The sequence below is a fragment of the Halomonas salinarum genome (assembly GCF_012062845.1).
GTDB lineage: Bacteria > Pseudomonadota > Gammaproteobacteria > Pseudomonadales > Halomonadaceae > Onishia > Onishia salinarum.
Genome location: NZ_WWNB01000009.1, coordinates 73,952 through 96,296 on the forward strand (window position 1 = coordinate 73,952; position 22,345 = coordinate 96,296).

At 60.8% G+C, this 22,345-nt stretch carries 24 protein-coding genes; 15 read left to right on the forward strand and 9 right to left on the reverse strand.

Translation table 11 applies throughout. The features are described from left to right. Nucleotides 1–9: 9 nt before the first annotated feature. Nucleotides 10–765 (reverse strand): dienelactone hydrolase family protein, encoded by a 756-nt coding sequence (locus HF027_RS08420; RefSeq protein WP_168014691.1) that lies wholly within the window; start codon nt 763–765, stop codon nt 10–12. Between the two features lie 235 nt (nt 766–1,000). Continuing rightward, the gene (locus tag HF027_RS08425; protein WP_168014693.1) at nt 1,001–1,423 is read right to left on the reverse strand and encodes a RidA family protein; all 423 of its coding nucleotides are present in this window, start codon (nt 1,421–1,423) and stop codon (nt 1,001–1,003) included. A 287-nt stretch (nt 1,424–1,710) separates the two neighbouring features. Here HF027_RS08425 and HF027_RS08430 point away from each other — a divergent pair, with 287 nt between their 5' ends. From HF027_RS08430 to HF027_RS08440, 3 genes are all read left to right on the forward strand, one after another. Further along, entirely contained in the window at nt 1,711–2,529 is an 819-nt protein-coding gene (locus tag HF027_RS08430; RefSeq protein ID WP_168014695.1) for a type IV toxin-antitoxin system AbiEi family antitoxin domain-containing protein, read from the forward strand. Between the two features lie 28 nt (nt 2,530–2,557). Next, nucleotides 2,558–3,436: a nucleotidyl transferase AbiEii/AbiGii toxin family protein gene (locus tag HF027_RS08435; RefSeq protein WP_245184613.1), complete on the forward strand. Its 879-nt coding sequence runs from the start codon at nt 2,558–2,560 to the stop codon at nt 3,434–3,436. A 295-nt stretch (nt 3,437–3,731) separates the two neighbouring features. Beyond that, entirely contained in the window at nt 3,732–4,175 is a 444-nt protein-coding gene (locus HF027_RS08440; RefSeq protein WP_168014699.1) for a DUF6789 family protein, read from the forward strand. Nucleotides 4,176–4,387: 212 nt separating this feature from the next. Here the strand turns inward: HF027_RS08440 and HF027_RS08445 are convergent, their stop codons facing one another. Beyond that, a complete protein-coding gene (locus HF027_RS08445; protein ID WP_168014701.1) occupies nt 4,388–4,711 on the reverse strand; it encodes a hypothetical protein in 324 nt (107 codons plus the stop codon). Nucleotides 4,712–4,731: 20 nt separating this feature from the next. On the opposite strand from HF027_RS08445, the gene HF027_RS08450 reads away from it, so the two are divergent. The 3 genes from HF027_RS08450 to HF027_RS08460 all read left to right on the forward strand — a co-directional run bounded on the left by HF027_RS08450 (nt 4,732) and on the right by HF027_RS08460 (nt 8,005). After that, entirely contained in the window at nt 4,732–5,625 is an 894-nt protein-coding gene (locus tag HF027_RS08450) for a putative RNA methyltransferase (protein WP_168014703.1), read from the forward strand. 109 nt (nt 5,626–5,734) lie between these two features. Beyond that, on the forward strand, nt 5,735–6,610 hold the full coding sequence (yghU, locus tag HF027_RS08455) for a glutathione-dependent disulfide-bond oxidoreductase (RefSeq protein ID WP_168014705.1): 876 nt from the start codon (nt 5,735–5,737) through the stop codon (nt 6,608–6,610). 141 nt (nt 6,611–6,751) lie between these two features. Then, nucleotides 6,752–8,005, forward strand: a complete 1,254-nt coding sequence (locus HF027_RS08460; RefSeq protein WP_168014707.1) for a dicarboxylate/amino acid:cation symporter — start codon at nt 6,752–6,754, stop codon at nt 8,003–8,005. A gap of 107 nt (nt 8,006–8,112) precedes the next feature. Here the strand turns inward: HF027_RS08460 and HF027_RS08465 are convergent, their stop codons facing one another. From HF027_RS08465 to HF027_RS08475, 3 genes are all read right to left on the reverse strand, one after another. Then, nucleotides 8,113–8,256, reverse strand: a complete 144-nt coding sequence (locus HF027_RS08465) for a hypothetical protein (RefSeq protein WP_168014709.1) — start codon at nt 8,254–8,256, stop codon at nt 8,113–8,115. A gap of 235 nt (nt 8,257–8,491) precedes the next feature. Further along, the gene (locus tag HF027_RS08470; protein ID WP_168014711.1) at nt 8,492–8,707 is read right to left on the reverse strand and encodes a TIGR02450 family Trp-rich protein; all 216 of its coding nucleotides are present in this window, start codon (nt 8,705–8,707) and stop codon (nt 8,492–8,494) included. Nucleotides 8,708–8,840: 133 nt separating this feature from the next. Next, nucleotides 8,841–9,494 carry a hypothetical protein gene (locus HF027_RS08475; protein ID WP_168014713.1) on the reverse strand — a complete coding sequence of 218 codons (654 nt, stop codon included), beginning with the start codon at nt 9,492–9,494 and terminating at the stop codon, nt 8,841–8,843. Between the two features lie 529 nt (nt 9,495–10,023). Here HF027_RS08475 and HF027_RS08480 point away from each other — a divergent pair. Both HF027_RS08480 and HF027_RS08485 read left to right on the forward strand, forming a co-directional pair. Then, nucleotides 10,024–10,623: a hypothetical protein gene (locus tag HF027_RS08480; protein WP_209316424.1), complete on the forward strand. Its 600-nt coding sequence runs from the start codon at nt 10,024–10,026 to the stop codon at nt 10,621–10,623. A gap of 10 nt (nt 10,624–10,633) precedes the next feature. After that, nucleotides 10,634–10,981, forward strand: a complete 348-nt coding sequence (locus tag HF027_RS08485; protein WP_168014715.1) for a sugar ABC transporter ATPase — start codon at nt 10,634–10,636, stop codon at nt 10,979–10,981. A gap of 172 nt (nt 10,982–11,153) precedes the next feature. On the opposite strand, the gene HF027_RS08490 is transcribed toward HF027_RS08485, so the two are convergent. Then, nucleotides 11,154–11,465 carry a hypothetical protein gene (locus HF027_RS08490; RefSeq protein WP_168014717.1) on the reverse strand — a complete coding sequence of 104 codons (312 nt, stop codon included), beginning with the start codon at nt 11,463–11,465 and terminating at the stop codon, nt 11,154–11,156. A 386-nt stretch (nt 11,466–11,851) separates the two neighbouring features. Between HF027_RS08490 and HF027_RS08495 the strand changes: the two genes are divergently transcribed. Continuing rightward, nucleotides 11,852–12,856 (forward strand): zinc-binding alcohol dehydrogenase family protein, encoded by a 1,005-nt coding sequence (locus tag HF027_RS08495; protein WP_168014719.1) that lies wholly within the window; start codon nt 11,852–11,854, stop codon nt 12,854–12,856. 217 nt (nt 12,857–13,073) lie between these two features. Next, nucleotides 13,074–14,054, forward strand: a complete 981-nt coding sequence (locus tag HF027_RS08500) for a malate dehydrogenase (protein ID WP_168014721.1) — start codon at nt 13,074–13,076, stop codon at nt 14,052–14,054. Between the two features lie 20 nt (nt 14,055–14,074). Here HF027_RS08500 and mltF read toward each other — a convergent pair whose 3' ends face one another. Next, nucleotides 14,075–15,475, reverse strand: coding sequence for a membrane-bound lytic murein transglycosylase MltF (gene mltF / locus HF027_RS08505; protein ID WP_168014723.1), 1,401 nt, complete (start codon nt 15,473–15,475; stop codon nt 14,075–14,077). A gap of 345 nt (nt 15,476–15,820) precedes the next feature. Here mltF and HF027_RS08510 point away from each other — a divergent pair, with 345 nt between their 5' ends. The 3 genes from HF027_RS08510 to HF027_RS08520 all read left to right on the forward strand — a co-directional run bounded on the left by HF027_RS08510 (nt 15,821) and on the right by HF027_RS08520 (nt 19,531). Further along, nucleotides 15,821–16,219, forward strand: a complete 399-nt coding sequence (locus HF027_RS08510) for an MAPEG family protein (RefSeq protein ID WP_168014725.1) — start codon at nt 15,821–15,823, stop codon at nt 16,217–16,219. Between the two features lie 290 nt (nt 16,220–16,509). Further along, a complete protein-coding gene (locus HF027_RS08515; protein ID WP_168014726.1) occupies nt 16,510–17,736 on the forward strand; it encodes a substrate-binding domain-containing protein in 1,227 nt (408 codons plus the stop codon). 67 nt (nt 17,737–17,803) lie between these two features. Continuing rightward, nucleotides 17,804–19,531 carry a PAS domain-containing protein gene (locus HF027_RS08520; RefSeq protein ID WP_168014728.1) on the forward strand — a complete coding sequence of 576 codons (1,728 nt, stop codon included), beginning with the start codon at nt 17,804–17,806 and terminating at the stop codon, nt 19,529–19,531. Nucleotides 19,532–19,633: 102 nt separating this feature from the next. Here HF027_RS08520 and HF027_RS08525 read toward each other — a convergent pair whose 3' ends face one another. After that, nucleotides 19,634–20,350 (reverse strand): YebC/PmpR family DNA-binding transcriptional regulator, encoded by a 717-nt coding sequence (locus tag HF027_RS08525; protein WP_168014730.1) that lies wholly within the window; start codon nt 20,348–20,350, stop codon nt 19,634–19,636. 167 nt (nt 20,351–20,517) lie between these two features. Here HF027_RS08525 and dbpA point away from each other — a divergent pair, with 167 nt between their 5' ends. Together dbpA and HF027_RS08535 are read left to right on the forward strand one after the other, a co-directional pair. After that, nucleotides 20,518–21,909: an ATP-dependent RNA helicase DbpA gene (gene dbpA / locus HF027_RS08530; protein ID WP_168014732.1), complete on the forward strand. Its 1,392-nt coding sequence runs from the start codon at nt 20,518–20,520 to the stop codon at nt 21,907–21,909. Between the two features lie 50 nt (nt 21,910–21,959). Then, nucleotides 21,960–22,226 (forward strand): YrhK family protein, encoded by a 267-nt coding sequence (locus tag HF027_RS08535; RefSeq protein WP_168014734.1) that lies wholly within the window; start codon nt 21,960–21,962, stop codon nt 22,224–22,226. The last annotated feature ends 119 nt before the right edge of the window (nt 22,227–22,345 follow it).

Here is a 22,345-nt window from a genome sequence, read left to right on the forward strand (position 1 = left end):
GGCTTACCGCTACAGCGTTTCTTCCAGCAGCGTTTCTTCCAGTAGCGTGGCCAAGCGCTTGTGATGCAGGGCGTCGGCGGTCGCGTCGTAGGAGGGGGCATCCTTGGCGGTGAAGCCGTGGGCGGCACCCTTGTAGAGCTCGGTAGTGAAGTGCACGCCGGCCGCTGCCAGCGCTTCGTCCATGCGGGCGATTTGCTCAGGGGGCAGTAACTCGTCCTGGTCGGCGTGGCCGAAATAGACGCGCGCCTCAATGCTCTCGACCTGGTGCACGGGGCTGCTCTCGTCGTCGGCCTGCGCCAGTTTGGCTGAGTGGAAACCGGCCGCGGCGGTCACGCGGTTGGGGTGTTCGGCTGCCATGCGCAGCGCGAAGGCACCGGTCATGCAGTAGCCGACCACGCCTATCTTGCCGCCTGCGAACTCGGCCTCGTTATCGATGCCGCTCAGCAGGGCGGCACAATCGCGGATCTGTGCCTCGGGTGTCAGGCGTGTGGCGTACTCGACTAGGGTTGGCCGCACGTCCGGGTCGCGGAAGGACTTGCCCGCCGGCACGATGGTGCCCACCGCATCGCGATAATAGACGTTGGGCATCAATACGGCATAACCATTGTCGGCGATCCGTTGTGCCTTCTCGTGGTAGCAGGGGCGTAAGCCGCCGATATCGGTGAGCAGCACCACGGCCGGAAGAGGGCCGCTCGCGTTTTCTGGCGTGAACACAAGGGCGTCGATGGTGCCGTCGGCAGCAGGGATTTCGATAGCACGAGACATGAAGGGGCTCCAGAGTATCGATGACGGAGGATGCAGGAGGTGCGGCTCTTCCGGGCAACGGCTTTCGCCTGACCAGGGGGCCAGTACACCTAGTGTACGGATGATACTACGTGACTCCCCACCCGGTGGTCAGCCGCCGCGCTACGTTTCCCTGCCGGTGACGTTGGTGATGCGAGGCGGCTGTCACGGGGCTCCGTTCTTTACGCTATCCCTTGAGAGTGACGCCGCAGTCGAATCAGTCGCTGTTTTTGGACTCGGACTCGGACTCGGGGGCGGCCGGGCGTCGCGCCACTAGGGTGATCTCCACGTTGGCGCCGCTGAGCAGCCTGGGAGCCTCGGTGCAGGTGCGCGCCGGGTAGTCCGGCGCCGTGAAGAATTCCGCGTAGGCCGCGTTCATCTCATCAACCCGATCCAGGTCGGTGAGGTGTACATCGACGCGGACCGTGTCCTCCACTCGGCAGTCCACCTGTTCGAGGATATGCACGAGGCGGCGCATCACCCAGCGGGTCTCCTCGGCGATATCGCCAAGAATGGCCCCGCCGCCCTGGATATCCGCTGCGGTGAGGCCCGATAGGTGCACGTAGTCCTCATCGAGCACCATGTGGCTGCCGGGGAAGGCGGGGGTGGGCAGGGTTGAATCGTTGTGAAACGTCGGCATCTGGACGTCCTCCGTGTCGTATGGCCGTCAGCTCCTGTGACATGCCAGGTGCCGGCGATGTTCCAGGCATGAACACGTGGGTCATCGCCGAGCTGGAGTGATGGCGTCTGGTGGTTGCCCTTCGCTGCATGTAACGCGCCGCTCGCTGGCTTCCCTTTCGGTTCATGCGATCAAGGAGGCTGAGCCTCTTTATTAAATAACATTTTAAAGTGCTATAAACACTGTAAGGTGGAAAATAGCGAAGAAGGTGTCACCCATTTCTTTAATTACTATGTTATTGAAGCGTTATGAGCACTCAAAAATCGACAAAGCTGAAGGGAGTGTTGGAAGCCGTGCCAGCCGGCTTTCTGGTCGATGCCCGCTGGCTGACAGCACAGGGGGTCGCCTACGAGACCTTTCGCGACTACGTCAAGCGCGGCTGGTTGCAGCGCGTTAACCGCGGTGTCTTTCGACGCCCAGCACCACAGGGAGCGCTATCGGAGTCGATCGACTGGAAGACCTGCCTGCTGTCCATGCAGCAGATCATGGGCTACGACGTTCACATCGGTGGCACGACGGCGCTCGATCAGCAGGGCCATGCGCATTATCTGCGCCTGGGCCGTCAGGCATCGGTCTGGGTCTATGGTGATGTGATACCCAACTGGCTTGGTAAGCTGCCACTCAATGCCCCGGTCGCGACCCGCCGCCGATCGTTATTCGACGATGCCTCGCTTGGCATGGTCAGTGGTTCGGTGAACGCCGGCGCCTTGCCATGGGACTGGACAATGACCATGTCGGCACCCGAACGAGCGATTCTCGAGGCCATGGACGAACTGCCCGATCACGAGAGCTTCCACAACCTCGACATGGTGTTCCAGAGCCTGACGACGCTGCGTCCCAAGCTTCTGACGGCACTGCTGCACAGCTGCAGGAAGGTCAAGGTTCGGCGCCTGTTCTTCGTGTTTGCCGATCGTCACGATCACCCCTGGCGCAAGCGCCTCGACCACACGGCATTCAATCTCGGCAGTGGTGATCGCGCACTGGTCAGTGGCGGCAGAATACATCCGCGCTATCGCATCATGGTGCCTGATGACTTTATCAGTGCGGAGATCCGTGATGGCGGGTGAGTGCTACGAGGCCCAGGTCGCGTTGCTGGTGCGCCTGCTGCCGCACGTTGCCAACGAGACAATCTTCGCCCTGAAGGGTGGCACGGCGATCAACCTGTTCTATCGCGATCTGCCGCGGCTATCGGTTGATATCGACCTGACCTACCTGCCGATCAAGGGACGGCACGAGAGTCTTATCGAGATCAACGCGGCGATGGACCGAATCGCTGCCAGCATTGAAGGTGGTATCGCGGGTGCCAATACTCAGCGTATTCAAGGCGGCGGAGGTGGCGCCACTCGTCTTCTTGCCCGTTTGAATGGTGTCGAAATCAAGATCGAAACGTCGCCGGTTACCCGCGGCGCCGTGCATGAACCGGAAATTCGCAGCGTCTCGGACTCGGTTGAGGATGCCTTTGGCTATGCAGAAATGCAGATCGTTGCCTTCGAGGATCTATTCGGTGGCAAGTTGAATGCGTGCCTGGACCGGCAGCATCCGCGCGATCTCTTCGACGTTAAACTGCTCTACGAGAACGAGGGGCTGACGGATGGCCTGTTCCGTACCTTGCTTGTCTACATCGCGGGCTCGCCGCGTCCTGCCCATGAGCTTCTGAACCCGAACTTGCTCAATCTCGACCAGCCTTTTACCCAGGAATTCGAAGGCATGACCCGGACGCCGGTTAGCCTTGATGCGCTTCTGTATACCCGCACACGGCTGGTGGCAGACATTCAGTCCCGCTTCAATGGCAGCACCAGGCAGTTTCTCTTGAGCCTTCACGACGGCATGCCCGATTTCACTGCCATCGACCGCTCCCACGCTGCGAATTTACCCGCCGTGCGCTGGAAGCTCGTCAATCTTGCAAAGCTGAAGAACGACAACGCCGCCAAGCACGCTGAACAGCGCGATGCGCTGGAAGCATTGCTCGGTTAACCGGAAGTGCGTGGTCGGCAACGCCAGTGTTTGCCGGGATCAACTCGTCTTCAAGCCTTCGCGCAGCGTTCAGGCTAGTTCCGCTGCCATCTCAAGAGGCTAGGTGGAACATGCTGGCGCCAGCGGCTGGATCATTCCCCTAAAAACCTGCAGGTGACCCCTGTCGTCGAGGCTTATGGCTGCATTCGTGATACTGCAAGTTTTCCCGCCACGCGGCATGACGGCGGCGCTGCGCTTCCCGTATCCCGTATCGTGGCTACACTGAAAGGCACATTCATCGCCGGGAGGACGCCATATGGCTCGCGCGTTACGCGGTGTGATGGCCGGGTTCACGGCCACCCTGGTCATCTCGTTGATTCTGATCCTGCGCTTGGCGGCAGGAATCATCCCTTGGTACAACCCCATCGAAGTCATGAACCTGGCCGCTCAGGACCTGCTCAGCACGCCTGACAGTATGATGCTGGCCTGGGGTATCCATTTCGTGGTGGGAACGGTGGTCTGGGGCCTGCTGTTCGCGCTGCTGGTGCCCCACCTGCCCGGCCGTACACCGACCCGGCGCGGCCTGGAGTTCGGCGTGGCCAGCTGGCTGTTGGTGATGCTCACGGTTTTTCCCCTGGCGGGTTCCGGCTTCTTCGGTCTGGGCCTGGGGCTGGTGGCACCGCTCTCCATGCTGATTGCCCACCTCATCTTCGGTGCGGTGATCGGGGCCGTCTATGGCTGGGGCAAAGGCGTGGTCTAGCCACCTAGGCAATGTCTGAAAAGTACTGCGCTCGCCCATACGGCGTTAAAAATCGGCTCAAGATGCTCATTTACACTCCGTAAACACCGCTCTTTCGCCAATTTTTGCCTTGTCTGGCCTTCGCTCGTCGACTTTTCAGACAAAGCCTAAGAAGTGCACGGCAGGGCAGCGGCCATGCCGTGATCATTGCCCGGTTGTTCGCATTGGTCGGTCTAAAGCGGGTGACGCCGATATTCATCGAGAAGTGAAATACGCATCAAGACGTAAAGGAGGGCTGATGCCTCTGATCGCACCTTGGCGATCTGGCCCAGCAGTGGCCAGTCCTTTGTTAGCCCGAATTCGCCGACCTGCCCCAAGAAGCCCCCAGGCCGTACCGCTCGATGAGGCACGGTCAACGCACGCCCGATGCATGGCGAGCCGATCTGGTCGAGGCGTTGCTGGCCAGTCGATAGCCTGCCCAGGTGGCGGCTCTCCTGGCTCGAGAGGGTATACTGCGCGGCACGAGCGCTCGTGAGCCGGGCGCGAAGAGTATGCATGACGGGCGATGAGATCCTATATGAACACCACCTCCTTTCAGGCGCTGGCCTGCCCGCTGGATGGCGACGTGCTGCAAAAGAACGGCAGCACCTGGCGTTGCGGCGTCGGTCACAGTTTCGATATCGCCAAGCAGGGCTACGTGAACCTGTTGCCGGTGCAGAACAAGCGCTCGCAGGACCCCGGCGACAGCAAGGAGATGGTGGCGGCGCGTCAGCGCTTCCTGAATGCCGGCCACTACCAACCCATCGCCGACGCCGTCAGCCAGGCCGCGCTCACGCAAGTACCAGATGCGGTTGATGATGCCTCCCTAAGCTGCCTGGATGCCGGCTGCGGTGAGGGCTATTACCTGCGCGAGCTTTCCAAGGTCAGTGATCAAGCGGCAGGCGAGGAGCAGGCGCTGTCGCTACTGGGAGTGGATATCTCCAAGTGGGCAGTGCTTTCTGCCGCCAAGCGGGGCAAGCAGGGCAAGCAGGCAGGAATGCATGCCAGCTGGGTGGTGGCCAGCAACGCCAACCTGCCCGTGCAGCCGGGCACGCTTGACCTGGTGCTGTGCATGTTCGGCTTCCCCGTCTACCCGGAGTTCGCCCGGGTGCTGAAGCCCGGCGGCGTGCTGCTGATGGTCGAGGCCGGGCCGGATCACCTGCGGGAGCTACGCGAGATCATCTATCCCACGCTTAAGCCCGAACGCACCGAGCAAGCCCAGGCACCTGAGGGCTTTACGCCTCTGGGCACTGATAGCCTTCGCTATTCGCTCACACTCGATGGCGCCGAGGCCATTGCCGATCTGCTGGCCATGACCCCGCACCTTTACCGCGCCAGCGCCGAGGGCCGCGAGAAGGCCGCAGCGCTGGCATCGCTGAGCGTGACGGTGGATGTGCGGATGACGCGGTGGGGTCGCGAGAACGAGGACTAAAGTAGGCTTGTGCACAATATTATCGTGAGCGATCGTCTGTCTCAGGTTGATAGCACGCTAACCTGCCCCCACCTTGGCAGGTAGCTATATGCCTCTACAGGAGAGCTTCATGAGCCAAGGCAACGAGTACGTTCCCCCGAAGGTCTGGACCTGGGATCAGGCCAGCGGCGGCACCTTCGCCAGCACCAACCGCCCCATCGCCGGGCCCACCCATGACAAGGAGCTGCCGGTCGGCAGGCATCCGTTCCAGCTCTACTCCATGGGCACGCCCAATGGCGTGAAGGCCACGGTGATGTTCGAGGAGTTGCTGGCGCTTGGCCACAAGGATGCCGAGTACGATGCCTGGTTGATCAACATCGGTGATGGGGATCAGTTCGGCAGCGGTTTCGTGGAGATCAACCCGAACTCGAAGATTCCGGCGATGCTGGATCACAGCACCACGCCGGCGACGCGGGTCTTCGAATCCGGCGCCATCCTTCTGTACCTTGCCGAACGCTTCGGCGAGTTTCTGCCGGATAGCCTGGCCGTTCGCACCGAGACCCTGAACTGGCTGTTCTGGCAGATGGGCAGCGCGCCCTTCCTGGGCGGCGGTTTCGGTCACTTCTACGCCTATGCACCGGAGAAACTCGAGTATCCGATCAACCGCTACGCGATGGAGACCAAGCGCCAGCTCGACGTGCTCGACCGCCGCCTGGCGGAGTCCGAGTACCTGGCCGGGGATGCGTACACCATCGCCGATATCGCCAACTGGTCCTGGTACGGTCAACTGGTGCTGGGCCGGCTCTATGATGCCGCCGAGTTCCTGCAGGTGCAGGAATACACGCACGTGCTGCGCTGGGCGAAACAGATCGATGCGCGTCCGGCGGTCACCCGCGGTCGCATGGTCAATCGCACCTTCGGCGAGCCGGAGATGCAGCTGCACGAACGCCACGATGCCAGCGACTTCGAGCTGAAGACCCAGGACAAGTTAGACACCCAGAGCTAACGGTTCAGCGCCGCCGGCTACGCTGATCGTGCTGGCGGCTGAGCCTCTGTTGATCACCCAGCGCCCATGAGGACTCTCTCGTGGGCGCTGTCCTTTGGTTGGCCTACAGGCCGGGAGCAAGGTTGTGAAGGGAGAAACGTCATGAAAGCACTATTACGCACCTACATGGAGGCGTCGCTGATCCTGCGTGTCAGCATCGCGCTGGTGCTCGGCGTAGCCGTCGGGTTGCTGGGTGGTCAGGAGGCGGCGAACTGGCTGGCCCCGTTCGGCGAGCTATTGCTGCGGTTGCTGAAGTTCCTGATCGTGCCGATCGTGCTGTTCACGCTGATGGTCGGTATCAACCAGGCGCCGCTCGGCAGCACCGGGCGCCTGGGTCGCAAGCTGTTTGGCTATTACGTGGTGAGCTCGGCGCTGGCGATTGTGGTCGGCCTCGCCGTGGCGACGTTCTTTGCCCCAGGCACCGGCATGACGCTGGATGAAAGTGCCCAGATCAGCGTGCCGGATAACCCGGGCATCGCCAACGTCCTGTTGAGCGTGGTGCCAGATAACATCGTCTCGGCGTTCGTCGAGGGCAACCTGCTGGGCATCATCTTCACGGCGGTGGTATTCGGCATCGCGCTGTTGATGCTGCGTCAGTCAGATAGCCATTCAGTGCTTGGCGAGCGGCTTTATGGCGTCATCGAGGCGCTGAACGAGGTGACCCTCAAGGTGATGTCGGGGGTGCTGCATTACGTGCCGATTGGCGTGTTCGCGATCGTCGCCAAGACGGCGGGCGAGCAGGGCATGGAGACACTATTGTCGCTTGGCGACATGGTCGCGGTGCTGTATATCGCGCTGGCGGTTCAGGTGGTTATCTACGGCGTGCTGATGAAGCTGTTCGGCGTGCGACTGAGGGCGTTCTTCCGCGAGGCACGCACGCCGATGGCGACGGCCTTCGCGACCCAGAGCAGCTCGGGCACACTGCCACTAACGCTGAATGCTGCTCGGCGCCTGGGTATTTCGCAGAGCCTTTACGGTTTCAGTCTGCCGCTGGGCGCGACCATCAACATGGATGGGGCGGCGATTCGCATCGCGATCTCGGCGGTCTTCGCGGCCAATGTGATCGGGGCGCCGCTGGATCTGGCCAGCATGATCCAGATCGTGCTGATCGGCACCTTGACCTCGATCGGTACCGCCGGAGTGCCCGGGGCCGGTATCGTGATGATCGCGACGGTCTTTGCCCAGGTGGGTCTGCCGATCGAGACGGTGGCGCTACTGGCCTCGATCGATGCGCTGGTCGGCATGGGCTGCACCGCGCTCAACGTCACGGGGGATCTGGTCGGCACCTCGATCATCGACCGTAGCGAAGACGAGCGGGTCGACCCGCAGGGTGTGTCGCAAGCAGAAAGCGCTTGAAGCCTTGGGGCTGACGCATGTCTTCCCCCGGATGCGCCACGTCAGCGTGATGCTGACGCGGCGCCATGCGAAAAATCAGAGTGAAGAAGCGCTCCTTCGGTATTGAACTACCGGTCAGGCCGGTTCGGGCCTGAGGGGGTGTTGCGCTTCTTGTGCTTATCCAGCCACTTGTTGGCGGTCTGTTTGACCTTCTCTCGGTTCTCCGGCTTGCGCAGCCAGTTGGCGATCGCCATGCCTATCGCTTTTTTCATCGGATGTTGTCGCGAGCGCTGCCACTGCCTTGAGTGAGGGGGAGAACGCCCAGTGAGCGTGGGGTGTGTGTCCCTCCGTCGTGCTCGCTGCCTCCTTTCTGAGATTGTGGAGTCGTTACGCTTCGCCGAATCTACGGGCATCTCGGTGTACCCGGCTAGGGTATGGGCCACCAGAACGCCACCTTCCTCTCTGTATGATGCCAAGCAGCGCACCCTGTCAAGACGCTGGCACGGCTCACTTCCAGCCCATCCGCCAGGTCGCTTCATCCTTGAGCGCTTGCCAGGGCAGGGTGAATTCGCGATGGGTGAGCACGGCTTCCAGCACTACCTGCACCACGTTTTCCTCCTCGTCGCGCACAAGCTTGGTGACCATAAAGTGTTTTTCCTTGTGCTCAGGCGCAACGGCCGTCCACTTGCTGTGATGCAGCGTGTTGGGGTTGATGGCGTGCATGGGGGTCTCGCTCCTTTGCTTTAACAGCATGGCAACGGCATGCAAAACGCCCCCGGAGATCAGGTCTCGGGGGGCGTTTTGCGTTCCAGTATCACCGCTTATGACGGTCTCAGGCGGATGTCGAGAGATGATCTTATACCGAAGGTCCAGCGTTTGTTGCCGGTTGGCCAAGCGGTCGGGAAGGAAAATGCCGATTAAGCTTGCCGATCTGATAGAGGTCATTCATGTAGTTGTCGAGCTTGGCAATCACGTGGGTGAAGAGGATCAATGCGTAGATCAACACCATCAGCGTCGCTTCATCGTTCATCCAGGCGGCCGGCACGTCGTAGCCGATGGAATAAACACTCAAGCCACCCAGGAAGAGGGCCAGCAGGCAGTTGATGATGATAACGGCGATTGCCATGCCCCGCGTGTCTTTCGTGGGGGGCCGGGTCTTTAAGCCAAAGGCATGACGAATACGGATCTTGCCGTTGCAGATGATGTTGTTCTTGCGACGCAGCAGCGGTTCCACGTTGGGAAGCGCGTCACCTTGGGAGAAGGCGGCCAGCGCAACCCGGGGGTCGAAACCGCTGCCGAAGAAGGCGTTAACGCCTTTTACGAAACCAGCAGATGCGCCCGTTTCCCGGTAGGTCTTTGCCTTTAGCGCCAGGTCTTCAAGCTCCTGCTTACCGGCGCGAGCGCGCTTTTCTTCATCGGCGAAGTTCTGGCTATGGTAGATGTCATAGAGCTGATAAACGGCGATGGAAACGCCGGCATAAATCAGAAAAAAGATCAGAATACTCAGCACGTCACTTGGCTCCTTCTAGGTTGGTCCATCAAGGCGGTGCGCTCTGTCTGTTCTCGCCACTGTCTCTTGTCACTTTTCTTGTCACTGTCTCTTTCAACAGTCGGCCTGATGCCATTTGAGTCGACAATGATGTATTAGAGCGACCCCGAGGGATGTGCCGCAGACATCGGGCATGAGCGGGGCTTTGATGAAGAATGTTGCGCCACCGCCTGATGAGGATCAACCGCCAGGGTTCTTGGTGCGCTCATTTACCACACCCGATAGCTCCTGCCCTGATCCCCCGACGCCAGTGCGCTGACGGGTCATGCGGCTGGTGGTGAGTCGTACGTGGTGCTGGTTTTACTCAGTCTCTTGCCCTGTATCGCGCTCTTAAGGTGGAGCGCTGCGGGAGGCTCGTCTTGACTGAATAGGGCAGAGCCCGGTGCGCCGTCACCGAGTGCCGGCAGGACCGGACTTGTCGTGGGACGTCGCTCTGATCTATCTGGAAGCGATGTAATGGGGGAGTTATACCTGCAAGAGGACAAATGGGATGAAGACTTACATGAACGGGCGTAAAGGCATTAACCGTTGTGCGATCAGCGGCAGGTGTGTCGGAGAGGCGCGCACCGGCCAATGGGCCATTGGCGGCGTCCTGCTGGCTCTGGCGTTGGTCTGGGCGAGCCCGTCGCAGGCGCAATCGACCCTGCTGGAGGATGCCTTGAGCGCGACCTGGCCGGGGATGGTCGAGGGCGCCACGGTGGTGGATTGGGAGGGCAAGGTGCTCAAGGAAGGTAGCAACGGCTATACCTGTATGCCGACGCCACCGATGCTGACCGGCACCGCGCCGATGTGCCTGGATGAAACCTGGCTTTCCTGGGCCGAGGCTTGGCAGGCCAAGGAGTCCTTCACCGCCGAGACGCTGGGCATTGCCTACATGCTGGCGGGGGATGAGGGGGCCAGCAACATCGACCCCTATGCCGAAGGGCCCAGCGAGGACAATCAGTGGATCGAGGAGGGGCCACACCTGATGGTCATCGCGCCACCGGCGCTGGTCGAGACCTTCCCCACCGATCCGGACAACGGCGGGCCTTACCTGATGTGGAAGGGCACCGACTACCAGCACCTGATGATTCCGGTCGGGGCTCGGTGAGGACGATACGATGAGATCTTGGCGTATGGCGATGTTGTTGGCTCTGCCCGCGCTTTGGGCGGGGAGCGGCGAGCCTGTTTCTGCGGCCAATAGTGTCAATATGCAGGGAGGTAGCGCGGTGTCTATCTCAAGCATGAGCACGGCTTCCGGCGGCAGCGTCGAGGCGGTGGTCTCGGGCGCCAACGCGGTGATTGACGTGAACGCCGACCACGTCGAGATCGATGATGGGTGGCTGACCCTGAACGGAGTCTCTTATGGCCGTGTCGGTGAGCGCTCGACGGTGACCTATCGGGTCAGCGGTGGTGAGAAGACGTTGCTGGTCGATGGCCGGGTACGGCGCCCCGTGGAGGACAGATAGCCTTACATGAGAACACCCCATCCAGTTTGACTGAATGGGGTGCGGCAGCGGTCTATCATCTAGCGTTCCAACGCTTGGCTTCAGACATCTGTGGTGCGTGAATTCGTCTATTTTCTGGAGAATCCAGCGCCTCTAACGTGCCGGGAGGCAACGTTATCGCCACGCTTGTCTGTTAGTGCTGAACGTTTTCTTCGTAAAGCTCTGCTTTGGCGTCACGCATGACATCCTCGCAGGCAGCTTGATGCGCAAGCTGGGTGAGCAGGCTATGGGTCACTTCGAAGCCTTTGCCCAGGCAAACATCAATATCTTCCTGGCTCACTCGAGGGGTCATATTGCAGTCAATCTGGATCGTACGTCCGCCACCATCCAACCTGTTGGCCAGCGCCCTGATACGCCAGGCGATGCGCTCCCGCCAACCGGCTTTTTCTTCCGCGCCTTCGTTTACGTTAAACGTGCACTGCCATTCAGGTCGATATACCTTCATGAGAATCTCCGTGCTGGCTTGGTAAGAATGATCGATCGTGATGCCTACTCCGTTGACTGACGATAGTGCTCGATCAGCATACAGGGTTTTGTGGCTTGATCCAGTGATATGAGCGCTGCGTTTTATTGCCGGGACTTTAGTGGCATGCCTTTAATGGTGAGCAAGCACTTCCTCGCGAGCTTTTTTCGTTATCTGTGGTCTGGCAAGTGTTGCCCAGCGCAAGCGGCTTGTCCGGGGCCTGACGGCTGGGCCTCTGATATCGCGCGGACTCGGCTGTTGAGTGCAGGGTAAAAAGCCCACTACCCCTAAGGAATGTGCCGACTTGTTAGTGGTCATGGTATCCCTACAATTGGTCGTCAAGACATTCAAAGATAGAGGACATCACCATGAAAGCCGTCGGTTATCAGCGCTCGCTGCCGGTCACAGCCCCCCAGTCGCTCGAGGACATCGAACTGCCCACCCCCGAGGTTCAGGGGCACGATCTGCTGGTGCGAATCGAGGCCGTTTCGGTCAACCCGGTCGATACCAAGATCCGCCAGAACGTCTCGCCCGAGGGCGGTGATTATAAGGTGCTGGGCTGGGATGCCGCCGGCGTTGTCGAGGCGGTCGGCAATGAGGTGACGCTGTTCCAGCCTGGCGACAAGGTCTGGTATGCCGGTGCGGTGGATCGTAGCGGCACGAATGCCGAGTTCCATCAGGTCGATGAGCGTATCGTGTCCAGGATGCCGACATCGCTCGGCTTTGCCGAGGCGGCGGCGCTGCCACTGACCACGATCACAGCCTGGGAAATGCTCTTTGATCGCTTGCAGGTGCCCACGGAAAATGCAGGCTCATTGCTAATCATCGGCGCCGCGGGTGGCGTGGGATCGATCATGATTCAGCTCGCCAAGCGGCTCACCGATCTGACCGTGGTGGCGACCGCCTCGCGGCCCGAAACCCGTGCCTGGGCGCAGGAGCTGGGTGCCGATCACGTGATAGATCACCGTCAGTCACTGGTGGAAGAGCTGAAAGCCACGGGGCTTGCATCGGTTGAGTATGTGGCGAGCCTTTCGCATACCGATCAGCATCTGGCCGAGATCGCCGAGTTGATCGCCCCGCAGGGACGGCTCGCGGTGATCGATGACCCCGTGTCGCTCGATATCACACCGTTCAAGCGCAAGAGCGTATCGGTGCATTGGGAATTCATGTTCACTCGCTCGCTCTTCCAGACGACAGACATGATCGAACAGCACCACCTGCTTGAACGGGTGGCCGAGATGGTCGATCGAGGCGAGTTGGTGACGACCCTCGCCGAGGAATTTGGCACCATCAATGCCGATAACCTGCTGCGTGCCCATGCGCTGCTGGAATCCGGCAAGGGCCGGGGCAAGCTGGTGCTGAAAGGGTTCTGAGGTCTTGGACATGAAGGCGCGCCCGTGGCGAGTACGCCTGAAGCCGGAACCGTACCGTTATCAATGAGCTGAACCTGGTTGGCCTGGCATCTGCTCTGGCTCAACGGAGAGACGCGAATCCTTGCCGGTCTGCTATGTTGCAGGTAACACAGGACCAGGCGACGAGCTGGCCCTTAGCTGGCTTGGCGCTTGAGCCAGAGACCTTAGGAGATTCGCCATGAACGATCCAGTCCGTGTCACGGTTACGGGAGCGGCAGGCCAAGTCGCTTATAGCCTGCTGTTCTCCATCGCATCCGGCGACATGCTGGGTGACGATCAGCCCGTCATTTTGCAGCTGCTCGATATTCCCGAGACCTTTTCGGTGCTGGAAGGGGTGTCGATGGAGCTTGAGGACGCCGCCTATCCGTTATTGGCCGGGGTCACGCTACATGACGACGCCGAGCGGGCCTTCGCTGGCGCGGACTATGCGTTGCTGGTGGGTGCCAAGCCCCGTGGCCCTGGCATGGAGCGCAAGGATCTGCTGGAAGACAATGCGGCGATCTTCGTCGCCAACGGGCAGGCCCTTGAGGCGGTAGCAAGCCATGATGTGCGGGTGGTGGTGGTCGGTAATCCGGCCAATACCAACGCCTTGATTGTCCTGGGCAATGCGCCGCGCCTGGCGGCGCATCAGGTCACGGCGATGACTCGGCTGGACCATAACCGCGCGCTGGCGCAGTTGGCTCGCCACACCGGCGAGGCCGTGGCACGGATTCGCCGTCTGACGGTCTGGGGCAATCACTCGGCGACGCTCTACCCCGACCTCAGTCATGCCCTGGTCGGCGACCGGGCGGCAGTTGAGCTGGCATCTCCAGAGTGGCGTACGGCACAGTTCGAGCCGGCAGTGCAGCAGCGTGGCGCCGCTGTCATCAAGGCCCGCGGCAAGTCCAGTGCCGGGTCGGCGGCGCAAGCCATTGTCGACCATATGCGCGACTGGGTGCTTGGCACGCCACCGGATGAGTGGGTGAGCATGTCGGTCCTCTCCGATGGCAGTTATGGCATTGCCGAAGGCATCTTCTATTCCTTCCCCTGTCGTTGCGCCAACGGGCGCTTTGAGATCGTTCAGGGGTTGTCGATTGATGAGATGTCTCGTCAGCGCATGACGGCGACCGAGCAGGAGCTTCTCGATGAGCGAAGCGTGGTCGCGCATCTGCTGCCCTGAGCCAGTTTCCTCGAGCCAGTTTATTCGTCCTCTGTCGCGTCTGGTATCAGCGCAACCTCTGAAGCCTCCAATGGCGCGACAGCGGGCGAGATGACATCCATGTAGTTGCGGATGCGGCGCACGTAATGCACCGGCTCATAGCCGCGCGCGTAGCCATAGCGTGTCTGTGGGTAGTAGCGCTTGTCGGCCTTGAGCGGCAGTACCTCCTTCATGTCTTCCCAGGAGTCCGGATCCTTGCCCAGCTTGCGGGCCAGTTGACGCGCGTCCAGAACGTGACCGCGGCCGATGTTGTAACTGGCGAGGGCCAGATAGGTGCGGTCTGGTTCGGGGATGTCGTCGGGCAGTCGCGCATGGCGGTCGGCCAGGTAGCGGGCGCCGCCATCAATGGCGGCCTCGGGGTCCAGGCGGTTGGTCACGCCAAGCGACGTGGCGGTATTGCGGGTTAGCATCATGATGCCGCGAACGCCCGTGGGGGAAACGGCTTCGGGGTCCCAATGGGACTCCTGGTAGGCCAGCGCAGCCAACAGGTCGGCCGGCATGCCGGTGTTATTCTCGGCCTCCAGGAAAAGATCGAGATAGTTCGGCAGACGATCGTCGATACGACGATTCAGTGCACGCAGGTCGACGAAGTCGAATTCGCCGATATAGGCGTAGTAGCGCTCATGTACCGCCTCGATAGTGGCGACCCCTTCCTCGCTTGCCATCCAGCCTTGCGCCTGGTCGGCCAGCGCCTGCTGGCCGTTCGCCAGATACCAGCCCAGGTTGCTGCCGGCGGTCAGGTTCATGGCGACTTCCAGATGCGGGAAGTGGCGACGCACCACCTTGACGATGTTGGAGTCGGCCACGGTGCAGTCCAGTGTCTGGTTGGCCACTGCCTCCAGCAGCACCTCGGTGGTGCGCGGGTCCTCCGCAAAGGAAATGCCGGTGTGGTCATTGACCAGCGACGTGAGCTGCTGTGAATAGCTAGAGGCCTCGGTGACACGAATATCCACGTTGGCGAGATCTTCAATCTGGCGGGGCAGGGGGCGCATGTCACGATGACAGACCAGCTGCTCAACGATATCGGTATGGGCGGGCCCTTCGATGAAGCGCTCATTCCGAGTGGGAAGAAGGGTCAGTCCGGCAGCGGCCATGTGAACGTCCCCGGATGCCAGGGCATCCAGTACCTCAGAGGTGGAGTCAAAGAGCGACCATTCGATCTCCCAGCCCTGGGTGTCGGCGAAGTTGCGCGCCATGTCGTACTCGGGCCCGGCGGGTGCTTCATGACGATTAAAATAGTAGGTGGTCGCGCCATTACGGGTGGCCACCTTGAGAACGCCACTTTCATCGGGCGCGGCAAGAGTCGGGGCTGAAGACTCGCCACAGCCCGTGAGCATGGACAGGACAGCCACAAGCAGAATTCCCTGCAAGGATCTGTGCATGGAGTTGCTCCTTGGTCGAGCACATTCGCGGCGACGCTCAGGTGCGGCGAGTGCCTGGAGAGAGAATCTCTACCCTAACAGTATCAGCACAAGGGCTTATCAACGCGGCATATGCCCGCCTCTTGCGACGTCCATCGGGCTTGACGAATACGCTCAGGTGTTCCGGACCGGCTATGTGGCGAGGAAAATCAAGCAGGGCTTCCTTGGGCCTAGGCGAGCATGTGCTGATGTCGTTCTGCAACGCGGTCCAACAACGTTGGCCAACAACGCTGCTCAGCGACTCTGCGAAAGTCGGCGTGTGCGGTATGCTCATTCAACATCCTTCACACACGCTTGGGAGCCATGATGCCGGTTATTCTCTATGTATTGCTGACGCTTGCCCTGCTGCCATTTCTGCTGACCTGGCTGGGGGCTTTCTTGCGGATACGCCAGTTCGGTCATCTGGATAATAATACCCCGCGTCTCCAGCAGGCGGCCCTTACCGGTGTGGGAGCTCGTGTGCAGGGAGCTCAGGCCAATGCCTGGGAAGCCTTGCTGACCTTCACGGTGGTCACCTTTATCGCCTTCGCTGCGGGGGTTCCGCTGGCCTCTCTGAGTAGCGTTGCGCTGGTTTTCCTGGCGCTGCGACTGTTGCATGCTGTGCTTTATATGGCTGACTTTGCCTGGTCGCGCTCCCTGGTGTTCGTGGCCGGTATCCTGTGTTGTCTGTACATCGTCTATCTGGCGGTGCAGGTGTCGGGCTGATCCGTCACGGTCACTGATCTTCCTTTCACGCCTGGGTGGGATTTTGACATGCCGGTGCCTGACGCTTGCGTCGGTTTTTGCACTCTACGCCGAGCCCATCTCTGCCTTCGCTTATCTCTGTCGTGTACTATCGCCGCCTGACCTAATAAGGCGGCATCATGACGCTATCTTGCAGGTTCGCATGCCAACTATTCATTGCCGAAGTGGGTGCTTATTACGGCGAAGGCGGTCGAGGCGAGGACATGATGCAACAGACGCAGATGGGGCCGTGGCATAGGGAGAGAGGGCAAATGCGGATGTGGTTCAGAAAGCTCGCTCAGGTCGCGGCACTGATGTTGGGCCTTGTTTGTCTGTCGGTCGAAGCGTCGCCCAGTGTGGCGACGCAGGGGTATCTGCTCATCGACGAATACGTGGATCGCCATCCCGAACAGCGTGCACTGATGACGCAGTTTGCGGCTCAGGTTCAGGCGCCCGCCGAGCCATTGGCCTCGCCGCCCGAACGCGCCCTCCGCATTGCGGTGGTCTACCCCGGCAAGCAGGTCTCGGGGTATTGGCGGCGAAGTGACATGGCGCTGGCCCGTCGCCTGGAGCGGTTGGATATTCCCTTTGAAATCAAGGCATTCTTCTCTCGCCCCGGTGAGGATCTGGACCTGCAGGAGCAGCAGCTTGCCGATGCTCTGGCGTGGCAACCGGACTACCTGGCTTTCACACTGGACGCGCTGCCTCATCGCCGGATGATCGAGCGCATTCTGGCCAAGCAGCAAACGCGTCTGATCCTGCAGAATATCACCACGCCGCTGGCGGATTGGCATCAAACGCCGCCTTTTCTGTATGTGGGCTTTGATCATGTAGAGGGCACCAAGCTGCTTGCCGAACGCATGTTTGAAATCATCGACTACCATGGCAAGTATCTGATGCTTTACGCCGCGCAGGGGTATGTCAGCGAGATGCGTGGTGGCACCTTCGAAGCGGCTGCTGCTGAGCATCCGGGCATCGATCAGGTCGAGGCCTTCTATACTTACGCCGATGCCAGCAGGGCCTATCGAGCCACGCATGTCGCACTCAAGCAACATCCAGACCTCAAGATGATCTTTGCCAGCGCGACAGATACGGCCCTTGGCGCCCTGCGTGCCCTTCGCGAAGCCGATCGTCTGGATGTGCTGATTAACGGTTGGGGAGGCGGTAAGGCAGAACTGGCCGCGCTTCAGAAAGGGGAGCTCGACCTGACGGTGATGCGGATGAACGATGACAGTGGCATCGCCATGGCCGAAGCCATCAAGCTCGACCTGATGCAGGCGCCGTCTCAGGTGCCGCACATCTTTTCCGGCCGGCTCGAGCTGGTCGAGCACTCGGTCTCACCGGGCGTCCTTGAGCATCTGGAGCGCCGGGCGTTCCGGCTCAGTGACCTCGCCATCGATAGTGAAGAAAAGAGTGGCGAAGAGGGTGATGTAAAGAGTGACGAAGGGGGTAGTGGCGACCTCGAAGGTGATCACGACCTAGAGGAAGATGGCATATGAAAAAGAATGCGAACCGCCGCGTAAACGATGGCGACGATCAGGAAGGTGTTGACCCCGGAGCCCTCAAATGAGGACCTGGCGCTTCTCGAGGCTCCTGCTGGTGTTGGTGCTGCTGATGCTGGCGGGGGTATCGCTGACGTTGCTCACCACTGCCTATATGGGGGCGGAAAACGCCCTGCAGCAGGAAGCAAAGAGAGCCTTTGAGCGCGATCAGCGCATGCTCAATAGCATCGTCGAGAGTCATTTCCGCAACATTCGTCAGTACAGCGAGGAAGTCAGTCAGTCTGAATCGCTGCAGCGCGCTCTGACCCGTGATGACAGCCGGTTGCTGGAAGAGGCCATGCAGGGCCTGATGCGAGACAGCTATTCCCGCTATATCGATGCCATGGTGATCGAGCACGAAGGTGAGTTCGATGCCGTACGCAATGTCAGCTTGCTGAACCTGGAGCTGCCGCTCAATGCGCTCAGCCAGCAAGCGCCCTGGCTGGGGCATTGGGTCACGGTCGACGCTGATACCGGCAGTGATGCGCAAAGTCGACACTACAGTCTGCTGCGCCTGACGCTGCCGGTGGTTGAGCCGACACTTGGCGAGGTGGTCGGCCGGCTGCATACCTTCGTCATGCTTAACGACAACTTCTGGATACTCAACGAACTGCAGTCGCTGTTCGGCGCGCGCGCGATCGCACTGAAACACGAGGGCGCAACGCTTGATGCGCTGCAGCGCGGTGAAAGCTCGTTGCCGGAACACGAGGAACTAAAGGACGCCGATGAGGTGCGTATCACCGCGGCGGGCATCCTGCGCGAGCATGTGCTCAAGGTCGGCAGAAGCGATGACTATCGGGTCTACACGATGTTGCCAAGCGATAGCTATGACGCCCTGCGTGATGCCTATATCACCAACCTTGGCTACGCCACCCTGATGGTGGTGGCGCTTGGCATCATCATGATGGTCGTGATCAACCGCTTGACGGCCAGTGCGCTGGGTAACCTGACGCGCTATGCCGAGCAAGTGCCGGAGGGTGGCACGCCCAAGCCCTTTACCGGCGGGCGTTTCGAGGAGTTTACCCGCGTCGGTCGGGCCTTCGAGAAGATGCTGCATCGCATCCGCGAACGCGACCGGTACCTGGAGGAGATCATCGACCACTCCCCCGACCTGATCTTTCTCAAGGACTTGGATCACCACTACTGCCTGGTTAACCAGCAATATGCCAAGGTGGTGAACACGACACCGCAGCAGCTGGTGGGGAGGCCGATGTGGGAGGTGCTCGATAGCGATAGCATGGAGCATGCGCTGGCGATGGATAATCAAGTGCTGCGAAGTGGTGAGCCGGTCAAATACAGGCACGTCCTCAAGACGCGCTCGGGAGCAAGGAGCTTTCTTTTCAGCAAGTTCCCGATCACCGATGATCACGGCAAACCTTACCTGATCGGCGGTATCGCCACCGATATCACCGACACGGAGCAGACCGTGGAGGCACTAGGCCTGGCCAAGGAGGTACTGGCCGAGACGCGCGATGCGGCCATCGTGCTCGATGAGCACCAGCAGGTATTGATCTCCAACAGCGCCTTTGCGGAGATGAGTGGCTTCCCCAGAGAGCAGGCCGGCTCGGCCATGCGGCTGTTCCTGATGATGCAGCCCGACCTGATTGACGTGCTCGACCAGGGGCAGCGCCTGGAAAGGGAATGCGCGTTTGAGCGACGTGACGGCCAGATGTGCAACGTGCAGATGACAGCGCACGGCGTCTGCCGCGATGACAAGACGCGCTATGTGATCCTGTTTCGCGAATTCACCTAGCCGCTGTCAGTTCGCTAGCCGCTGTTAGCTCAAGAGTGTAGCTCGAGAGAGGTGGAGAAAAAGCGGGAGAAAGCGCCGGGTCGCAAGCCCGGCGCCAACGGTTTAAAGCTCGGCGTTGTGGTAGATGTTCTGCACGTCATCCAGGTCGTTGAGCATGTCGAGCAGTTTCTCGAACGGTGCCACGTCATCGCCCTCGACCGGCGTATGGGTCTGGGGCAGGAACTGAATGTCATCGACTTCGAATTCGATCTCGCCGTAAGCGTCGATCAGTGCCTGCTTGGCCTTGGCATACTCGGTGTGCGGGGCGAAGACGGTGATGTGGCCGTCTTCGTTTTCGATATCGGTCACATCGACATCGGCCTCCATCAGCGACTCCAGCACGCTTTCCTCGTCCTCGGCAGCAAAACGCAGGATCGCACAGTGGTCGAACATGTGGCTGACGCTGCCCGGTGTGCCGATCTTGCCCTTGCCCTTGTTGAAGGCGTTGCGAACGTCGCCGAAGGTGCGGTTGGGGTTATCGGTGAGGCACTCGACGATGATCATGCAGCTGGCTGGCCCGAAGCCTTCGTAGCGGGCCGCGGCAAAGTCCTCGCCACCGGCGCCGGCGGCCTTGTCCAGTGCCTTGTCGATCACGTGCGAGGGTACCTGATCCTTCTTGGCACGCTCGATCAGGCCGCGCAGCGTCAAGTTGCTGCTGGGGTCGGTACCGCCCGACTTGGCGACCACGTAAATTTCCCGGCCGTACTTGCTGTAGACCTTGGTTTTCGCGTCGGCCGTCTTGGCCATGGATTCCTTGCGGTTCTGGAAGGCCCTGCCCATCGTGTCATCCTGTTGCGTCGTGGTCGAAGCTGAAATCTTACTGAACAACCGAAATGGGTAACAGGGGTATTTCCTGTTGCGAGAAGCGGCTTGGTTTCCAGACGATCACGGCAAGGGTCTGGTATCCTGCCCGCTCGCTATTATCCCGCTTTCAAGGACCGCCCACCGTGTCTGATGCCACCTCCTTTGCGCGCTTGCCGTTAGCCGATGCGCTGCTGACCAATCTCGACGCGCTGGGCTACCACGCCATGACGCCGATCCAGGCCCAGAGCCTGCCGCCAATGCTTGAAGGGCGTGACGTGATCGGACGTGGCAAGACCGGCTCAGGCAAGACCGCGGCTTTCGGCCTTTGCCTGCTGTCCAGGCTCTCGGTTGCGCGCCTGGACGTGCAGGGGCTGGTGCTGTGCCCGACGCGTGAGCTTGCCGATCAGGTGGCCGGTGAGCTGCGACGCCTGGCCCGCGGCCTGCCCAACGTCAAGGTGCTGACCCTGTGCGGTGGTGCTCCCTTCGGTCCGCAGCGCGGCTCGCTGGAGCACGGTGCTCACTTGATTGTCGGTACCCCCGGCCGCGTAGAGGAGCACCTGCGCAAGGGCACGCTCACGCTCGACGCGCTCTCGACGCTGGTGCTCGATGAAGCCGATCGCATGCTCGACATGGGCTTCAAGGACGCGCTGGAAGCGATCATCGGCGACACCCCCAGCAATCGCCAGACGCTGCTGTTCAGCGCCACCTATACCGATGCCATTCGCCCGATCGCCGAGTCGCTGATGCGCGAGCCTGTCACCGTCGAGGTCGAATCGACCCATGACAGCACGAGCATTCGTCAGCATTTCTACCGGGTCGATGACGAGGATGCACGTTTCGAGGCCCTACAGCTGTTGCTGTTGACCCATCGCCCCGCCACCAGCGTGGTGTTCTGCAATACCAAGCGCGAGGCTCGCGATATCGCCGAGGCGCTCTGCGATCACGGCTTCAGTGCCCTGGCGCTGCATGGCGATCTCGAGCAACGCGACCGGGATCGCACCCTGGTGCTGTTTGCCAACCAGAGCGCCTCCATTCTGGTCGCCACCGATGTGGCCGCTCGTGGCCTGGATATCGACGCCCTGGACGCGGTCTTCAACTATGGCATCGCCCGTGAGCTTGAAGTACACGTGCACCGTATCGGCCGTACAGGCCGGGCCGGGGGTAGCGGCATGGCCTGCACGCTCTATGGGCCGCGGGAAGCCTTTCGCCTGGAGAAGCTCGGCGAGCGGCTTGGCGAAACCTTTGCGCCCGAGACGCTGCCGCCGCGTCAGGCCCTCGCCGAGGCACCTGCCCCGGCGCCGATGGTGACGCTGCAGATCGACGGGGGGCGCAAGCAGAAGGTGCGCCCTGGCGATATCCTCGGTGCCCTGACCGGTGAAGGGGGCCTCAAGGGTGATGCGGTGGGCAAGATCAAGGTGCTTGAGCGCAGCACCTTCGTGGCGGTGCGCCGCGAACAGGCCAAGGCGGCCCTTGCGCAGCTCGCCAACGGCAAGCTGAAGGGGCGCTCATTCCGCGCTCGGCGGGTCAATTACTAGTCACCCGAGCTTTCATACTCACTCTCATACCTCCGCTATCAGGAGTACGCATGGCCGAGCAAGCGCCCGACAACTCGCTCACCCTGCACCTGGGGCATGAGGAACTGATCATCCGTCAGCGCTACGAGGTGCTGAGCATCTTGAATGATGTGCTGATCGGTATATGGTTCCTGTTGGGCAGTATTCTGTTCCTGTATCCCTCACAGGAACATCTGGCGATCTGGATGTTCATCATCGGCAGTTTCCAATTCCTGGTACGCCCGGCGATCCGCCTGGTCCGCCACCTCCATCTGCAGCGCATGCCTGACAACCGCTGAGACGATATTCACGGCGAGGGCTGAAGGTCCCCAGCGTTTCCACGCTGGGGTTGAAGGCTGGGTGTGAATAACGGGATATGAAGCATCAGTGAGGCGCCCTGGCAGGTTCAGTGTCACTG

Coding starts and splice junctions, on each gene's coding strand:
- HF027_RS08525 (WP_168014730.1), bottom strand. CDS start 20,350: ATGGGCAGGGCCTTCCAGAACCGCAAGGAATCCATGGCCAAGACGGCC.
- HF027_RS08450 (WP_168014703.1), top strand. CDS start 4,732: ATGAACACCACCTCCTTTCAGGCGCTGGCCTGCCCGCTGGATGGCGAC.
- HF027_RS08480 (WP_209316424.1), top strand. CDS start 10,024: ATGAAGACTTACATGAACGGGCGTAAAGGCATTAACCGTTGTGCGATC.
- mltF (WP_168014723.1), bottom strand. CDS start 15,475: ATGCACAGATCCTTGCAGGGAATTCTGCTTGTGGCTGTCCTGTCCATG.
- HF027_RS08490 (WP_168014717.1), bottom strand. CDS start 11,465: ATGAAGGTATATCGACCTGAATGGCAGTGCACGTTTAACGTAAACGAA.
- HF027_RS08520 (WP_168014728.1), top strand. CDS start 17,804: ATGAGGACCTGGCGCTTCTCGAGGCTCCTGCTGGTGTTGGTGCTGCTG.
- HF027_RS08495 (WP_168014719.1), top strand. CDS start 11,852: ATGAAAGCCGTCGGTTATCAGCGCTCGCTGCCGGTCACAGCCCCCCAG.
- HF027_RS08515 (WP_168014726.1), top strand. CDS start 16,510: ATGCGGATGTGGTTCAGAAAGCTCGCTCAGGTCGCGGCACTGATGTTG.
- HF027_RS08460 (WP_168014707.1), top strand. CDS start 6,752: ATGAAAGCACTATTACGCACCTACATGGAGGCGTCGCTGATCCTGCGT.
- HF027_RS08500 (WP_168014721.1), top strand. CDS start 13,074: ATGAACGATCCAGTCCGTGTCACGGTTACGGGAGCGGCAGGCCAAGTC.
- HF027_RS08510 (WP_168014725.1), top strand. CDS start 15,821: ATGCCGGTTATTCTCTATGTATTGCTGACGCTTGCCCTGCTGCCATTT.
- HF027_RS08420 (WP_168014691.1), bottom strand. CDS start 765: ATGTCTCGTGCTATCGAAATCCCTGCTGCCGACGGCACCATCGACGCC.
- HF027_RS08425 (WP_168014693.1), bottom strand. CDS start 1,423: ATGCCGACGTTTCACAACGATTCAACCCTGCCCACCCCCGCCTTCCCC.
- HF027_RS08430 (WP_168014695.1), top strand. CDS start 1,711: ATGAGCACTCAAAAATCGACAAAGCTGAAGGGAGTGTTGGAAGCCGTG.
- HF027_RS08535 (WP_168014734.1), top strand. CDS start 21,960: ATGGCCGAGCAAGCGCCCGACAACTCGCTCACCCTGCACCTGGGGCAT.
- yghU (WP_168014705.1), top strand. CDS start 5,735: ATGAGCCAAGGCAACGAGTACGTTCCCCCGAAGGTCTGGACCTGGGAT.
- HF027_RS08440 (WP_168014699.1), top strand. CDS start 3,732: ATGGCTCGCGCGTTACGCGGTGTGATGGCCGGGTTCACGGCCACCCTG.
- HF027_RS08445 (WP_168014701.1), bottom strand. CDS start 4,711: ATGCATACTCTTCGCGCCCGGCTCACGAGCGCTCGTGCCGCGCAGTAT.
- HF027_RS08470 (WP_168014711.1), bottom strand. CDS start 8,707: ATGCACGCCATCAACCCCAACACGCTGCATCACAGCAAGTGGACGGCC.
- HF027_RS08485 (WP_168014715.1), top strand. CDS start 10,634: ATGAGATCTTGGCGTATGGCGATGTTGTTGGCTCTGCCCGCGCTTTGG.
- HF027_RS08465 (WP_168014709.1), bottom strand. CDS start 8,256: ATGAAAAAAGCGATAGGCATGGCGATCGCCAACTGGCTGCGCAAGCCG.